Origin of the sequence: Flavobacterium granuli, from assembly GCF_031456055.1 — a bacterium.
GTDB classification, from domain to species: domain Bacteria; phylum Bacteroidota; class Bacteroidia; order Flavobacteriales; family Flavobacteriaceae; genus Flavobacterium; species Flavobacterium granuli_A.
On sequence record NZ_JAVDTX010000003.1, the window covers coordinates 35502 to 51007 of the forward strand.

The following is a 15506-nucleotide window of genomic DNA, read 5'->3' on the forward strand; positions in this document are numbered from 1 at the left end:
TCTGTCGGGTTTGTATATAAAAATAGATATGGTTTTAGAAATAGCTATTCTGCAGGTAAAAGAAGGTTTAAGCCTTCAATTTGAAAGTGACTTTGCCGTTGCCAGCCAATTTATAGAATCGATTCCAGGTTATGTAAATCATAGTTTGAGAAAATGCATAGAGGAGGAAAATAAATATCTGTTATTGGTCAATTGGGAGAAATTAGAAGATCATACTGTTGGCTTTAGAGAATCTGAAGCGTATTTAGAATGGAAAAGATTATTGCACCATTATTACAATCCGTTTCCAGTTGTGGAGCATTATGAAATGGTTTTGGAGTCTAAAAAATAATTTTAAATTATAAAAAATGAAATCAACATTATCTGAAATACAGCAGCGTTTTGACAATGAAGTAGCCCGTTTTTCTAATTTAGAAACAGGTCAAATCAGTACAGTTGATGCCACTTTGAGTTTAGAATTATTGACACAAGCAGCAAGTGCATGTCGTCCCGATGCCAAACAAGTTTTGGATTTGGGCTGTGGTGCAGGTAATTATACTTTAAAGCTATTAGGGTTAATCCCTGATTTTGATTCCACTTTGATTGATTTGAGTCAACCAATGTTGGACAAAGCAAAAGAAAGAATTTTCAAAGCTTCTGAAGGAAAAATCACTACCGTTCAAACTGATTTTTTGAATATGGAATTGCCAGACGAAACTTTTGATATTGTAGTGACAGGAGCAGCAATGCATCATTTGAGATCTGATGGGGAGTGGGAAACTGTTTTTTCTAAAATATATAAAAGTCTAAAAAAGGGAGGTTGTTTTTGGATTTCAGATTTAATAAAGCACGACCATCCCGCAATTGACAAATTGATGTGGAACCGTTATGCTGATTATTTAGAAGGCGTGGGAGGAAAAGAATATCAAGAAAATGTGTTCGATTATATTGCCAAAGAAGATACGCCACGCTCAGTAATGTACCAATTGGAAGTATTGAGAAAAGTTGGCTTTTCGTATGTGGATGTTTTACATAAAAACAGTAATTTCTCCGTGTTTGGCGGAATAAAATAAATTATATGAAAGCAAACAAACACATACAAAGAGACGGAGAAGCCAATAAAATATTTAATGACAGAAGCCTGACATATGATTACAGAAATTTAATATCAATTTTAAAACCTGGTATAAAAGTTCTTGATGTAGGTTGTGGGACTGGCTCCATTTCCAAAGACATTGCAAATATAGTTGGAGAAAACGGAAAAGTTACCGGAATTGACAATACCGAAAGTTTCATTTTAAGCGGGAAGGAATCATATCAAAACATTCCGAATTTAGAATTAATTCACGTCGATTTATTTGATTTCCATCCAGAAGAAAAATTTGATTTAATCGTTTCGGCAAGAACGCTTCAATGGCTAAGCAATCCAAAAGAAGCTTTGGTAAAAATGAAATCACTGCTGAAACCAAACGGTCAAATCTCCATTTTGGACTATGATCATACTAATCTAGATTGGAATCCGTCACCACCAGAAAGTATGCAGGCTTTTTATAATACGTTCTTAAAATGGAGACAAGACGCTGGAATGAACAATAGAATTGCAGAAGATTTGCCAAATTTATTAGAAGAAGCAGGTTTTCATTCTGTCGAAAAAATTAATTCTGATGAGCTTTATAATGACGAAAGATTAGATTATAAAACGAAAATAGGAATTTGGTCAAAAGTAGCGGGTTCTCTTCAAATGGTTGAAGAAGGTTATTTGGACAATGATTTGAGATTAAAAGCTATTGAAGAATACAATCATTGGATAGAAACTGAAGCAATTTCTATGACAATGAAATTAAATGAAGTGCGAGGAAAAATATAAAATTATTAAGATGAATTTCAAGCCCAGCACAATTGAAGATATAGACAGCATTTTTGAATTTTATGATATGGCGGTTGCTTATCAAAAAACTAAATTCAATAAACATTGGCAGGGTTTTGACAGAGCATTGGTTGAAAAAGAAATTACTGAAAATCGACAATGGAAAATTATAATTGATGATGAAATTACTTGTGTGTTTGCGATAACATTCGATGACAAAAGCATTTGGAAAGAGAAAAATAGTGACAAAGCCGTTTATTTTCATCGAATTGTGACGCATCCAAAATTCAGAGGTCTCCATTTTGTAGAAAAAATAAGAGATTGGGGATTACAATTTGCAAAAGAAAATAATTTGGATTTTTTGAGAATGGATACTTGGGGAGATAACGAATCCTTAATTGAATATTATCAAAAATGTGGGTTTAATTTCCTTGGAATTATCACCCCAGATTATGAAGGGCTACCTAAACATTATACAGGAATAACATTGAGTCTATTTGAAATTAAAGTAGAATAGTAAAAACATATAATACCCTTTTTAAAAGGAATACAACAAGCAATATGGAAAAAAGAAAAATTGAAATAATGGATACTACACTTCGCGATGGTGAACAAACCTCGGGAGTATCCTTTTCTGCTGCAGAAAAGTTAACCATTGCGCAATTATTGCTAGAAGAACTAAATATTGACCGTATCGAAATTGCTTCAGCTCGTGTAAGCGAGGGTGAATTTCAAGGTGTGAGCGGAATTATGTCCTGGGCTGAGGAAAAAGGATATACCGACAGAATCGAAGTATTGGCTTTTGTAGATGGCGGAATTTCTATCGAATGGATGAAAAAAGCTGGAGCCAAAGTACAAAACTTATTGACCAAAGGTTCTTTAAATCACTTGACTCATCAATTAAAAAAAACACCGGAACAGCATTTTACCGAAATTGCCCAATCTATAGCTTTGGCGAATGAAAACGGAATTTCTACCAATGTCTACCTGGAAGACTGGAGTAACGGTATGCGTAATTCTCCTGAATATGTTTTTCAATATTTGGATTTTTTGGTAACACAACCTGTTAAAAGAATATTATTACCCGATACTTTGGGAGTTCTTATTCCATCAGATACTTTTGAATTTATATCTAAAATCACTGCTAGATATCCTAACATTCATTTTGATTTCCACGCACACAACGATTACGATTTGAGCGTTGCTAATGTGATGGAAGCTGTAAAAGCTGGCATCAGCGGTTTACACGTTACCGTAAATGGAATGGGAGAGCGCGCTGGAAATGCTCCCCTTGAAAGTACCGTTGCTGTGATTAATGATTTTATGCCTGAGGTAAAAATCAATATCAAAGAATCGTCTTTGTACTCAGTAAGCAAACTTGTTGAAACCTTTACAGGATATAGAATTCCTGCCAACAAACCTATTGTAGGTGATAATGTTTTTACACAAACAGCAGGAATTCATGCAGATGGAGACAACAAAAACAATCTGTATTTTAATGATTTACTTCCAGAACGTTTTGGAAGAAAAAGAAAATATGCCTTAGGAAAAACGTCTGGAAAAGCCAACATCGAAAAAAATCTTCAAGAATTGGGATTGAAACTAAACCCTGAGGATTTAAAATTAGTAACCCAACGAATCATCGAATTGGGAGACAAAAAAGAAACAGTTACCAAAGAAGATTTACCATACATCATTTCAGATGTATTAGACAGTCAGTCTTATGAGGAAAAAATTGTAGTGGAATCTTATGTATTGGTTCACGCCAAAGGATTACGCCCTTCAACTACTTTATGTTTAAAAATCGACGGTGAAATTTTTGAAGAAAATGCACAAGGTGATGGTCAATTTGATGCTTTTATGAATGCCCTTTCCAAAATTTATAAAACCAAAAAAATGATTTTGCCTAAATTAGTCGATTATGCGGTTCGTATTCCTCCTGGCAGTAGCTCGGATGCATTATGCGAAACCATCATCACTTGGACCAACAACGGAAAAGAATTTAAAACGAGAGGACTTGATTCCGACCAAACCGTTGCAGCTATTATTGCCACTCAAAAAATGTTGAATGTGGTGGTGATTTAAAAGAAATTACAATTGAAAAAAATCTATTAAAAATATAATTAAAAATTAACAACAATGAAATTCAACATTGCCCTTTTAGCCGGAGACGGAATCGGACCAGAAGTAATTAACGAAGCCGTTAAAGTTTCGGATGCCATTGCCAAAAAATTCAATCACGAAATCACTTGGACTCCTGCACTTACAGGTGCTTGCGCTATTGATGCCGTTGGTGTTCCTTACCCAGACGAAACTCACGAAATTTGTATGGCTGCCGATGCTGTTCTTTTTGGAGCTATTGGACATCCAAAATATGATAACAATCCGAGCGCACCAGTTCGTCCAGAACAAGGTTTATTGTTAATGCGCAAAAAATTAGGTTTGTTTGCCAATGTTCGTCCAACCTTTACTTTTCCATCATTGATTGACAATTCTCCATTAAAAAGAGAACGTATTGAAGGAACTGATTTGGTTTTCTTAAGAGAATTAACCGGAGGAATTTATTTTGGAGAAAAAGGAAGAAGAGACGACGGAGAAACTGCCTTTGACAATTGTGTTTACACTAGAGTTGAAGTTCAACGTTTAGCCAAAAAAGGTTTTGAGCTAGCAATGACACGTTCCAAAAAATTATGTTGTGTGGACAAAGCCAATGTATTAGAAACTTCACGTTTGTGGAGAGAAACTGTTCAAGCTATGGAAAAAGATTATCCAGAGGTTGAAGTAAGCTACGAGTTTGTTGATGCAGTTGCAATGCGTTTAGTTCAATGGCCAAACTCTTATGATGTATTGATTACAGAGAATTTATTTGGAGACATTTTGACTGATGAAGCTTCTGTTATTTCAGGATCAATGGGATTAATGCCATCAGCATCAGTTGGAGAACATACTTCATTATACGAACCAATCCACGGATCTTACCCACAAGCAACTGGTTTGAATATTGCCAATCCATTGGCGACTGTTTTATCAGCAGCTATGATGTTTGAAGACGCATTTGGATTAAAAGCAGAAGCTGATGCTATCAGAGCTGTAGTTAACAAATCTTTGGAACAAGGAATTGTAACTGAAGATTTAGTTGCTAAAGGAACAAAAGCGTATTCAACTAGTGAAGTAGGTGACTGGTTGGTTGATAATTTGTAAAATAAATAATTATTGTTTTTGTAGAGATGATGCTACTGTACATCTCTGCAAAAACAAACAAAATAGAATGCAACAAAAAAGGTGTCAATTTACATTGACACCTTTTTAATATATGATTGAAAAAAATATTAATATCTTCCTCCTCTGTCTCCACCACCACGGTTATCTCCACCACGGCTGTTTCCACCATAACCTCCGCGAGAATCACCTCCACGGTTGTTGTTAAAACTTCTTCTTTCGCCTTCTGGTTTTGGTTCAGATTTGTTTACAACGATTGCACGTCCTTGAACAGTAGCTCCGTTCAATTCGTCAATTGCTTTTTGAGCTTCATCGTCATTTGTCATTTCAACAAATCCGAATCCTTTACTTCTTCCTGTAAATTTATCTGTGATAATTTTAACTGAATCAACTGCTCCGTAAGCCTCGAAAGACTCTCTTAAATCTGCTTCCTCAATACTGAATGGAAGGCTTCCAACAAAAATATTCATATGTACGTATTTTTAATAAGTGACAAATGTAGTCTTATTTTATTCTAAACTACTATAAATTAGATAATTTATGAAATAATTTATGAAAAGTTCCTCTTTTTGTTTTGAACAAATCACTAATTCAACAATGAAAAATTAACTTTTATTCCTTTACTAATTTAAGAATCAGCAGAAATAGTTTAGCTAGGACGCTCAATTATTTCTTTGTGACAGAAAGTATAATTCTATTTTTTATCATACTAAATCGATCTTCACTACCTAAAATCTTCAGAAGCTTTAAAATTTTATCTTGATAATTTGCATCCATACCTGTTCCATTCTCCGAAACATAAACTGCGATTCTGTTTTCTAGCTCATTGACGAGAATTCCTGTTTAAATCAAACCTAAAAAACAGCTAATAAACTATTAATCATTAAAATAATAATCTTTTTCAAAAGTTTCGATAAAAGATGTATCTTTGCACCCTTAATTAATCGAGGTCGAGTACCTCAAAATTTAATCATACGATTATGTCAGTAAAAATTAGATTACAAAGACACGGTAAAAAACAAAAACCTTTTTACTGGGTTGTAGCAGCAGATGCTCGCTCAAAAAGAGATGGTAAATACCTAGAAAAAATTGGTACTTACAATCCAAACACAAACCCTGCAACTATCGAATTGAACTTGGATAGCGCAGTAAAATGGTTGCACAATGGTGCTCAACCAACTGATACAGCAAAAGCTATTCTTTCTTACAAAGGTGCTTTATTGAAACACCACCTAGATGGAGGTATTCGTAAAGGTGCTTTAACTCAAGAACAAGCTGATGCAAAATTAGCTGCTTGGTTAGAAGCTAAAGCTGGAAAAGTTGATGCTAAAAAAGATGGTTTATCTAAAGCGCAAGCTGATGCTAAAGCTAAAGCTTTTAAAGCAGAACAAGAAGTAAATGCAAAACGTTTAGCTGCTGCTGCACAAGCTGAAGCTGATGCTATTGCTGCTGCAACTCCTGCTGTTGAAGAAGAAGTTGTTGCTGAAGCTGAAGAAGCTCCTGCTGCAGAAGAAAATAACGAAACAACTGAAGCATAATTTAGAAGGCGAAAATGCGTAAAGAAGATTGTTTCTATTTGGGTAAAATCGCCAAAAAATTTAGTTTCAAAGGGGAAGTCCTTGCTTATTTAGACACGGACGAACCTGAGTTATACGAAAACTTGGAATCAGTGTTTGTTGAATGTGACAAACACTTGGTTCCTTTTTTTATTGAAAATAGCTCGCTACACAAAAATGATTTCCTTAGAATTCGTTTTGAAGATGTTAATACTGAAGAAGAAGCCGATGCCTTATTAGGTAACGACCTATACCTTCCTTTAAAAATGTTACCTAAACTCACAGGTAACAAATTCTACTTTCATGAAGTTATTGGCTTCGAAGTAGAAGACAAACGTTTAGGATATGTTGGAGAAATCCAATCTATCAACGACACCACTGCTCAACCTCTTTTCGAAGTACTCAAAGGAGATACCGAGATTTTAATTCCAATGATTGACCATTTCCTTGTAAAAATTGACAGAGAAAACAAAAAAGTCATTATGGATTTACCGGAAGGCTTGATTGAAATGTATCTTTAGAAAGTTTAATCGGTAATTTGTTTATTCGGTTAATCTAAAAAATCTAAACTCTTTATGTCTAAATTCCAATTCAAACAATTTTCACTGGAACAAGATCGCTGTGCGATGAAAATTGGCACCGATGGTGTATTATTAGGCGCATGGACTCCGATTGAAAACAATCCATTTAGTATTCTTGATATTGGAACCGGAACCGGTATTATAGCTTTGATGCTGGCGCAAAGAAGCCATGCCGAGCAAATTGACGCTCTGGAAATTGACGAAGAAGCTTATGAACAAGCCGTAGATAATTTTGAAAATTCACCTTGGGGCGATCGTTTATTCTGCTTTCATGCTGGAGTAGATGAATTTATTGAAGAACCCGAAGATGAATATGACCTAATCGTTTCCAATCCTCCCTTTTATACCGAAGATTACAAAACAGAAAACCCACAACGTGATTTGGCTCGTTTTGCCGACGCATTGCCTTTTGAAGATTTAATTGAAGTCGCAGCATTATTGCTTTCTGAGAATGGAGTATTTAGTGTTATTATTCCTTTTAAAGAAGAAGAAAATTTTATGGCTATTGCCAAAGAATACGAATTATACCCCATTAAAATCACAAGAGTAAAAGGCAATCCAATATCTGAAATTAAACGTAGTTTACTGGCTTTCACCCGAAATGAAAGCGATACAATTTTAACAAATGAATTAATCATCGAAACAGGTAGACATATCTACACTCCTGAATACATCGAATTGACAAAAGACTTTTATTTAAAAATGTAACACATTCTTTTGTTTTTAAAATATTGCCTTTTACTTTCCTAAACATTACCCTCGCTCTAACCTCCATCAACATCATCCCAAGTGATTTTCATTCAAAAAATAGTTCTTGAACATACTTTCCCGTAGACCATTTACACTCAATCATTAATATTGAATCAGTAAATTATTCCTGTTTCTTTAATGAAAAAACAGATTAACTTTCCACATCATTCCTTAAATATTTAAATCTTAAAATTTTTACAAATAAATTCATAAATTTGGTTGGAATGAAACAAATTAAGGATTTTATACTATCATTATATTACCATAAAAACAATTTCAAGAAAGGTTTAGCAACCATTGAAGCAAGACACCAATATCAATTTTTAAAAGCAACTCAAACACATCTTAAAAATAGAACAGAATGAAAAAACATTTTTTTCTCTTAACCTTTTTTTTATTGTCATTAAAATTCTTTGGTCAAACTCCAGCACCAACCATTTCCAACAAAAAATTTTCGATTGGAAGCTATGGACGAGCTGGAATAGCCTATAGTCTTGGAGCATCAAACAGTGAATTTCCACATTCTCTCAATTTAAATGGAATGGGATCTATTGGAGGAAGATTTGAAGAAAATGATTATTTTGAGTTGGCTACCGCAATGCACTTTAAGCCCACTATTGCCAGTAAAGACACTACTCAAATCAATGTTCAGGCGCGTTTTGCATTTTACACAACTCAAGGTCAATTAATAGGTAACGTATCTAACAAATCCATTGGAGGAATCACGACCGCTTTACCCGAATTATTTGCCGAAGCCAATAATATAATGGGCAGTAATTGGAGTATTTGGCTAGGAGCACGATTATTTCGAGGGGATGACATTCATATTATTGACCATTATTATTTTGACGATCATTCAGGACAAGGTGTTGGCTTAAAATACAAAAACACTCAAGTTTCTGTGATTTTTACAGGATCAATTGATACAACATCGACATTACCCCCCAATTTCTATCTTAACATTGTAAACGGAACCCCTTCTTTAGGTTTACGAAACAGATATATCACTGTTCTGGAGCACTCCCTGATGACTAAAAAAGGTTATGTAAAATTACTTGGTGAATTTCAAAGACTTCCTTCAGGAACCTCCCAAGATGAAACAACAAAGTACAATTATCCAGCAGATATTGGCTATGTAGTGGGAGCAAAATATTTTAAAAACATTACATCAAAACTACCAGGCTCCTTTAATGCGATAAGTGCTCGCTATGGTGCAGGAATTGCTAACGGAGGCGATGGAGGTAGTAGTAAAACCTACGTCACTTATGGAGGCCCTAATCTAGAAACGAATAGTTTTAAAAAAGCCTATTCAATAGCCCTCACTGAAACTTTTTTATTGAATCTAACCAAAAATTACTCGCTAAATGGATATGCGATATATACCAAAAGTAGGGGGGCCAGCGACAGCCTAAACACCACAACGGATTATTTAGGCAAACAAATTTTATTCAACAGAAAACAGGATATTGCTTTTGGAGCAAGAGGCACTTGGTATATCAAAAACTGGTTGCATTTGCTTCATGAAGTTGATCTCGCTTGGCGAAAGGACGGTACGCAGGATTATGCACAAATGACAAAGTTCACTATTGCTCCAACATTAGTCCCAACCTCAGATCGAAGTGTTTGGGCAAGACCTCATTTTAGATTCGTTTATAGTGTAGCTCACTACAACAAATTTGCCTCCAACAATCTCTACTCTCCCTATCTCGCTCAAAGCGGCATAAAAAATTGGGGGCAATATATAGGTGGCAAAGTCGAATGGTGGATATGGTAAAAAAAATAAACCCTAGTATATTGAGATTCAAAATCACAACATTACTAGGGTGTATTACTTATATCAAACAAACTTATCATAGCTGAAAAGACTTGTCTCGATTATATTTTTTGAGATAATCATTATCCCTTGACAATATTATTTAGCTAAACAAAAGGTGCTTTCCGGATCAACATCTCCGTCTGGTATATTTTTACAATGAAAAGTTCTTTTAACTGTAAAACAATCATCGTCAATACTCACAATTGTCATAACGATTTTATCACCTACTTCCATTTGAGACTCAGCAAGTTTTTTTACACAGGTAACTTCATACTCACAGTCGGCTGTCCACTTTACACTCCAAACCAATTGAAGCACTCCATTATCATAACTTTCTTGAGTCGCTCCTTTTATCACAAAAGTCCTTTTAGGATAGTCAGGATTATAGGCTTTTATGTTTTTAAGTTTACTGCAATCAAGGGTTTGTGAATACCCCATTGCCCCAACTACTAGTAGTAAAATAAGTATTATTTTTTTCATATTTGTTTTTGAATTTTGACGAAAAAAAACGTCGTTTTTATGTAGGTTAATTTATCTTTCAATATTACAAAATTGTATTGCTCTATCCAATACTTCCACTTCACTTTCTTTCATTTATCTAACTATCTGTTATACTACAACATCCATTAAAACATTATGTATTGGATTACTTTTTGAAAAAAAGTTTTAATACCAAAATGGTGTTTAAATTCTTTATATAATTTTAAACTAATATTTCCTCCATCAAACCTACTTTTTTTATTACCAATTGTTGTTCTACAAAGAGTCCTTTAGAAATAGATTGTGTATATTCACTGGGACTTATTATTATTTTTATTAATATTGTTTTTTATAACAATACGTATTAGTTTTGTTATATTTCTTTATGTAGATTTGTATCAATAAAACAGTTATATCATGAGACCCGATTTATTCCAAGCCCCAGATTATTACAATCTAGATGACTTATTAAGTGAAGAACACAAACTTGTTCGTGACTCCACCCGCGCTTGGGTAAAACGCGAAGTTTCTCCAATTATAGAAGAATACGCTCAAAAAGCTGAATTCCCTAAACAAATCATAAAAGGACTTGGTGAAATAGGTGGTTTTGGTCCTTATATCCCTGTAGAATATGGCGGAGCAGGATTAGACCAAATCTCTTACGGCTTAATTATGCAAGAAATTGAACGTGGTGATTCAGGTGTTCGTTCTACTTCATCAGTGCAATCTTCATTAGTAATGTATCCAATTTGGAAATATGGAAATGAAGAACAAAGAATGAAATATTTGCCAAAACTTGCCACTGGAGAATTCATCGGTTGCTTTGGCTTAACAGAGCCAAATCATGGTTCGGATCCAGGAAGTATGATTACCAATTTCAAAGACATGGGAGACCACTATCTTTTGAATGGTGCCAAAATGTGGATTTCGAATGCTCCTTTTGCTGATATTGCCGTTGTTTGGGCGAAAAATGAAGAAGGAAGAATACATGGATTAATCGTAGAACGAGGCATGGAAGGTTTTACAACTCCAGAAACACATAACAAATGGTCCCTCAGAGCATCATCTACTGGAGAATTGATATTTGACAATGTAAAAGTACCCAAAGAAAATTTATTGCCAAATAAATCCGGATTAGGAGCACCATTAGGATGCTTGGATTCAGCTCGTTATGGAATAGCTTGGGGTGCAATTGGCGCAGCTATGGACTGTTACGACACTGCGTTACGCTATGCTAAAGAAAGAATACAGTTTGACAAGCCAATTGCAGGAACTCAATTGCAACAAAAGAAATTGGCAGAAATGATTACTGAAATCACCAAAGCACAATTACTAACTTGGAGACTTGGAGTTTTAAGAAATGAAGGAAGAGCTACAACTGCCCAAATCTCAATGGCAAAAAGAAATAATGTGAATATGGCAATCCAAATTGCACGTGAAGCAAGACAAATATTAGGAGGTATGGGAATTACTGGAGAATATTCTATCATGCGTCATATGATGAACTTAGAGTCGGTAATTACATACGAAGGAACTCACGACATTCATTTATTGATTACTGGAATGGACGTTACTGGAATTTCTGCTTTCAAATAGAACTAGACAAAATATTAAAGTATTTATAAAATTGATAGTCAAAGCTTCTTGGTAACGAGAAGCTTTTCTAATTTTACGCAAAAAAGAAAACCTAATGAATATTGCAACAATCAACTCTGGGATTCAAACCCAAAAACAACAATTATTAAACCACTCTTTATATAAAAAAATAAATACTCTTGAAGATTTACACCAATTCTTAGAAAACCATGTATATGCAGTTTGGGATTTTATGTCTTTATTAAAAGCGTTGCAAAATAAGTTAACATGTACTTCAACGCCTTGGTTTGCGACACCACATCCTGAAACTAGATATTTAATTAATGAAATTGTATTGGCAGAGGAAAGCGACTTAAGTATCGACGGACGACGTCTAAGCCATTTTGAAATGTACATAGATGCAATGGAGGATTGTGGAGCCAAAACAAGTGGTATTGAGCTTTTTTTAGAAGATGTTAATTCCCTTCACAATATATTTGTCGCCATTAAAAAAAGTAATTTACATCCAAATATAAAAGAGTTCCTTGATTTTACATTTAGAGTTATTGAAGAAGGGAAACCACACAAAATAGCAGCAGCATTTACCTTTGGTAGAGAAGATTTGATTCCGAAAATGTTTACAGAAATTTTGAAAAATTTTCAATCCAAATTTCCTGATAATGATTTAAGAAAACTAATTTATTACTTCGAAAGACACATCGAATTGGATGCTGATGAACATGGGCCTATGGCGATGAAGATGATTACAGAACTTTGTGGCGAAGATTCAAAAAAATGGTCAGAAGTAGAAATGACTTCAATTTTAGCTTTAGAAAAAAGAATAGGCCTTTGGGATGCAATCGAAGAACAAATTATTCTAAAGGCTGAAATGGTTTAATAATTCGCAGCCACTAATTCACAATTAATTATATAGTCTAAAAATAAAAAGTTCTCTTCGAAAAATATTTTTCGAAGAGAACTTTTTAACTTATATCGCTAGTTGAAAACTACCTTAATTTTCTGGAGCCAATTCCAATTCCAATCCTTCAAGACTTTCGGTGATAGGAATTTGACAACCTAAACGGCTATTTGATTTAACATAAAAAGCTTCAGACAACATTGCCTCTTCATCATCACCCATTTCTGGCAAAGGAACATCATTAAGAACATAACATTGACAAGAAGCACACATCGCCATACCGCCACAAGTTCCTTCAACAGGAAGCTCATAAGCTTTGCACAATTCCATTATGTTCATCGCCATATCGGTTGGCGCCTGTAATTCATGAACAACTCCTTCTCTATCTTTAATTTTTATTAAAACGTCCATTATATAATTTAACTTTTATTAAAAATCGGAGTTGTTTAAAACTTCGATTTTATTCTTTTATTGTAAGGTCTAATGCGTATTCTTTACGATTTTCCTTATTTAAAATTTTTAGACCAATAATATCTGCCTGATTCACTATAAAAATAATTCTTGTAGCTGCTGTATAAGCTTTGTCAAAAGTCTTAAACACCAAATTACCTTCATATGTTAAATTTAACAAGCCATTTTTTTCTGTCTTTTCTTTGATTAGTGTCTGAGAGGTAAATTCAGCTGAATCATATGCGCTTTTTTCCACCATATTAGCCTTACCATCACTAAGTTCTCTTAAAAATTCAGCGTTGGTTATCTTTAGTTGCCCTTTTCTATTTGATGCAATATTTACCATTGCACTGTAATTGACCTCATTCCATTCATCCTCAACATTCACATACGTTTTAGACACATATGCCTCTTGAATTGGCTCTTGTCCATAATTCTTATAAAAACACAAAAATAGAATAATTAATAAGTAATGCTTTTTCATAATCCAAATTTTTATAGGTTAGTGCTACAAAAGTAAATTTTTATTTGAATTTTCAAAGAAAAAAATATTGAATTATTCACATTATTTTTTATGTATAACAAAACAAACTGCGTCTTTATTGATAATTCCTTACTAATAATCTTTAAAAAAAACCTTTTTATTGATTTTTAACAAGTCTAAACCATCTATTTAACAAGTGCAAATGTGATTTTTGTCAATTTATACTTGCTTTTTTTACTAAAAAATCATTCAGAACGTTAAAAAAAAGCAAATAAACAATCTGTTTTTCAATGTCTTACATAACATTAATAACGGTTTCTATCTGAGGAGCATACTTTTTAATTGTTGTTTCCACCCCAGCTCTTAAAGTCATTTGATTTACACTACAACTTGTACAGGCACCTTCAAGGCGTACTTTTACGTGTTTTCCTTCATCAATTGAAATGAGCGTAATATCTCCGCCATCTGAATTCAGAAAAGGTCTGATTTCGTCCAATGCTCTTAGAACATTATTTGTTAATTCTTCTGTTTTCATATTTAGATTATTCGAATTTATGATTATTCGATTATTGGATTGCTCGATCATTCGAAAGATCAAAAAAAGAGCGTTCTAAAAATCTTATTTCTTAACTGCCGAACACCCGGCCATTGTAGTAATTTTGATTGCCTCAGTAGGTTCCAAATTCTCATTTCTGCTGACAACTTCACTAACTACATTTCGTGTTATCTCGTCAAAAACATTTTCAATAACTGAGCCTGTTTGCAATGCTGCTGGACGACCATAATCACCCGCTTCGCGAATAGACTGTACAATTGGCACTTCTCCTAGAAAAGCGACTCCTAGATCTTCAGCTAGATCTTTGGCTCCTTCTTTTCCAAAGATATAATACTTATTGTTAGGCAATTCTTCTGGTGTAAAATAGGCCATGTTTTCTATAATTCCCAAAACAGGTACATTTATAGCTTCTGATAAAAACATTGAAACTCCTTTCTTGGCATCAGCTAATGCAACAGCTTGTGGCGTACTTACCACAACAGCACCAGTAACTGGCAATGATTGCATAATTGAAAGATGAATATCTCCTGTTCCTGGAGGTAAATCAATCAACATAAAGTCTAATTCTCCCCAATTAGCATCAAAAATCATTTGATTTAACGCTTTAGAAGCCATTGGACCTCTCCATATTACAGCTTGACTTGGTGATGTAAAAAATCCGATAGAAAGCATTTTTACACCATAACTTTCTACAGGTTTCATCTTCGATTTCCCATCAACTTCAACAGAAATTGGTTTTTCATTTTCTACATCAAACATGATTGGCATCGATGGACCGTAGATATCCGCATCTAAAACTCCAACATTAAATCCCATTTTTGATAATGTTACTGCCAAATTTGCTGTAACGGTAGATTTTCCAACACCACCTTTTCCGGAAGCAATTGCAATAATGTTTTTTATTCCAGGAATAGCTTTCCCTTTGATTTCATTCTTTTCTGGAACTTCTACTTTTATGTTTACTTTAATTTTGGCATCAGGCGAAACTTGTTCATTTATCGTTTTTCTAATATCATCTTCAGCTCTTTTTTTGATGTGCATTGCTGGCGTATGTAATACTAAATCCACAACAACTTCATCTCCAAAAGTAACCACGTTTGCAATGGCGCCACTTTCAACCATATTTTTACCTTCACCAGCAATAGATATTGTTTCTAATGCTTTAAGAATATCTTTTCTATCTAATTTCATGCGTAATTTTTATTTTTTATTTGGAAAAACTATTGTCCTATCCCATTTATTTGTTTTTGAATCAGGCGATTTTATTATAAAAG

The 15506-nt window shown here is 34.0% G+C and carries 18 protein-coding genes; 12 read left to right on the forward strand and 6 right to left on the reverse strand.

Going from position 1 to position 15506, the window contains the following annotated elements; all coding sequences use genetic code 11:
* Window positions 1-28: 28 nt before the first annotated feature.
* The 6 genes from J2W95_RS07200 to leuB are packed head-to-tail and all read left to right on the forward strand — an operon-like array spanning window position 29 to window position 5047.
* Window positions 29-331: an antibiotic biosynthesis monooxygenase family protein gene (locus J2W95_RS07200; protein WP_310005446.1), complete on the forward strand. Its 303-nt coding sequence runs from the start codon at window positions 29-31 to the stop codon at window positions 329-331.
* Between the two features lie 16 nt (window positions 332-347).
* Window positions 348-1052, forward strand: a complete 705-nt coding sequence (locus J2W95_RS07205) for a class I SAM-dependent methyltransferase (RefSeq protein WP_310005450.1) — start codon at window positions 348-350, stop codon at window positions 1050-1052.
* Window positions 1053-1057: 5 nt separating this feature from the next.
* Window positions 1058-1846 (forward strand): methyltransferase domain-containing protein, encoded by a 789-nt coding sequence (locus J2W95_RS07210; protein WP_310005451.1) that lies wholly within the window; start codon window positions 1058-1060, stop codon window positions 1844-1846.
* A gap of 10 nt (window positions 1847-1856) precedes the next feature.
* Window positions 1857-2363 (forward strand): GNAT family N-acetyltransferase, encoded by a 507-nt coding sequence (locus tag J2W95_RS07215; RefSeq protein WP_310005453.1) that lies wholly within the window; start codon window positions 1857-1859, stop codon window positions 2361-2363.
* Window positions 2364-2407: 44 nt separating this feature from the next.
* Window positions 2408-3931: an alpha-isopropylmalate synthase regulatory domain-containing protein gene (locus J2W95_RS07220; protein ID WP_310005455.1), complete on the forward strand. Its 1524-nt coding sequence runs from the start codon at window positions 2408-2410 to the stop codon at window positions 3929-3931.
* A 54-nt stretch (window positions 3932-3985) separates the two neighbouring features.
* On the forward strand, window positions 3986-5047 hold the full coding sequence (gene leuB / locus J2W95_RS07225) for a 3-isopropylmalate dehydrogenase (RefSeq protein ID WP_310005457.1): 1062 nt from the start codon (window positions 3986-3988) through the stop codon (window positions 5045-5047).
* Window positions 5048-5175: 128 nt separating this feature from the next.
* Here leuB and J2W95_RS07230 read toward each other — a convergent pair whose 3' ends face one another.
* Entirely contained in the window at window positions 5176-5535 is a 360-nt protein-coding gene (locus J2W95_RS07230; RefSeq protein WP_077374089.1) for an RNA recognition motif domain-containing protein, read from the reverse strand.
* Window positions 5536-6045: 510 nt separating this feature from the next.
* On the opposite strand from J2W95_RS07230, the gene J2W95_RS07235 reads away from it, so the two are divergent.
* The 4 genes from J2W95_RS07235 (at window position 6046) to J2W95_RS07250 (ending at window position 9726) form a co-directional block, all read left to right on the forward strand.
* On the forward strand, window positions 6046-6603 hold the full coding sequence (locus tag J2W95_RS07235) for a 30S ribosomal protein S16 (protein WP_310005461.1): 558 nt from the start codon (window positions 6046-6048) through the stop codon (window positions 6601-6603).
* A 14-nt stretch (window positions 6604-6617) separates the two neighbouring features.
* Window positions 6618-7142, forward strand: coding sequence for a ribosome maturation factor RimM (gene rimM / locus J2W95_RS07240; protein WP_310005463.1), 525 nt, complete (start codon window positions 6618-6620; stop codon window positions 7140-7142).
* 54 nt (window positions 7143-7196) lie between these two features.
* Complete coding sequence (locus J2W95_RS07245; RefSeq protein ID WP_310005465.1) at window positions 7197-7910, forward strand: tRNA1(Val) (adenine(37)-N6)-methyltransferase; 714 nt, start codon at window positions 7197-7199, stop codon at window positions 7908-7910.
* Between the two features lie 403 nt (window positions 7911-8313).
* A complete protein-coding gene (locus J2W95_RS07250; RefSeq protein WP_310005467.1) occupies window positions 8314-9726 on the forward strand; it encodes a carbohydrate porin in 1413 nt (470 codons plus the stop codon).
* A 138-nt stretch (window positions 9727-9864) separates the two neighbouring features.
* Here J2W95_RS07250 and J2W95_RS07255 read toward each other — a convergent pair whose 3' ends face one another.
* Entirely contained in the window at window positions 9865-10248 is a 384-nt protein-coding gene (locus J2W95_RS07255; protein ID WP_310005469.1) for a hypothetical protein, read from the reverse strand.
* 417 nt (window positions 10249-10665) lie between these two features.
* Between J2W95_RS07255 and J2W95_RS07260 the strand changes: the two genes are divergently transcribed.
* Both J2W95_RS07260 and J2W95_RS07265 read left to right on the forward strand, forming a co-directional pair.
* Window positions 10666-11844: an acyl-CoA dehydrogenase family protein gene (locus J2W95_RS07260; RefSeq protein ID WP_310005472.1), complete on the forward strand. Its 1179-nt coding sequence runs from the start codon at window positions 10666-10668 to the stop codon at window positions 11842-11844.
* A 94-nt stretch (window positions 11845-11938) separates the two neighbouring features.
* On the forward strand, window positions 11939-12721 hold the full coding sequence (locus J2W95_RS07265; protein ID WP_310005475.1) for a DUF3050 domain-containing protein: 783 nt from the start codon (window positions 11939-11941) through the stop codon (window positions 12719-12721).
* A 114-nt stretch (window positions 12722-12835) separates the two neighbouring features.
* On the opposite strand, the gene J2W95_RS07270 is transcribed toward J2W95_RS07265, so the two are convergent.
* From J2W95_RS07270 to J2W95_RS07285, 4 genes are all read right to left on the reverse strand, one after another.
* Window positions 12836-13153: a 2Fe-2S iron-sulfur cluster-binding family protein gene (locus J2W95_RS07270; protein WP_073205174.1), complete on the reverse strand. Its 318-nt coding sequence runs from the start codon at window positions 13151-13153 to the stop codon at window positions 12836-12838.
* Window positions 13154-13202: 49 nt separating this feature from the next.
* Window positions 13203-13676 (reverse strand): hypothetical protein, encoded by a 474-nt coding sequence (locus J2W95_RS07275; protein WP_310005478.1) that lies wholly within the window; start codon window positions 13674-13676, stop codon window positions 13203-13205.
* 295 nt (window positions 13677-13971) lie between these two features.
* On the reverse strand, window positions 13972-14211 hold the full coding sequence (locus J2W95_RS07280) for a NifU family protein (protein WP_310005480.1): 240 nt from the start codon (window positions 14209-14211) through the stop codon (window positions 13972-13974).
* 84 nt (window positions 14212-14295) lie between these two features.
* On the reverse strand, window positions 14296-15423 hold the full coding sequence (locus J2W95_RS07285) for an Mrp/NBP35 family ATP-binding protein (protein ID WP_310005482.1): 1128 nt from the start codon (window positions 15421-15423) through the stop codon (window positions 14296-14298).
* Window positions 15424-15506: the final 83 nt, after the last annotated feature.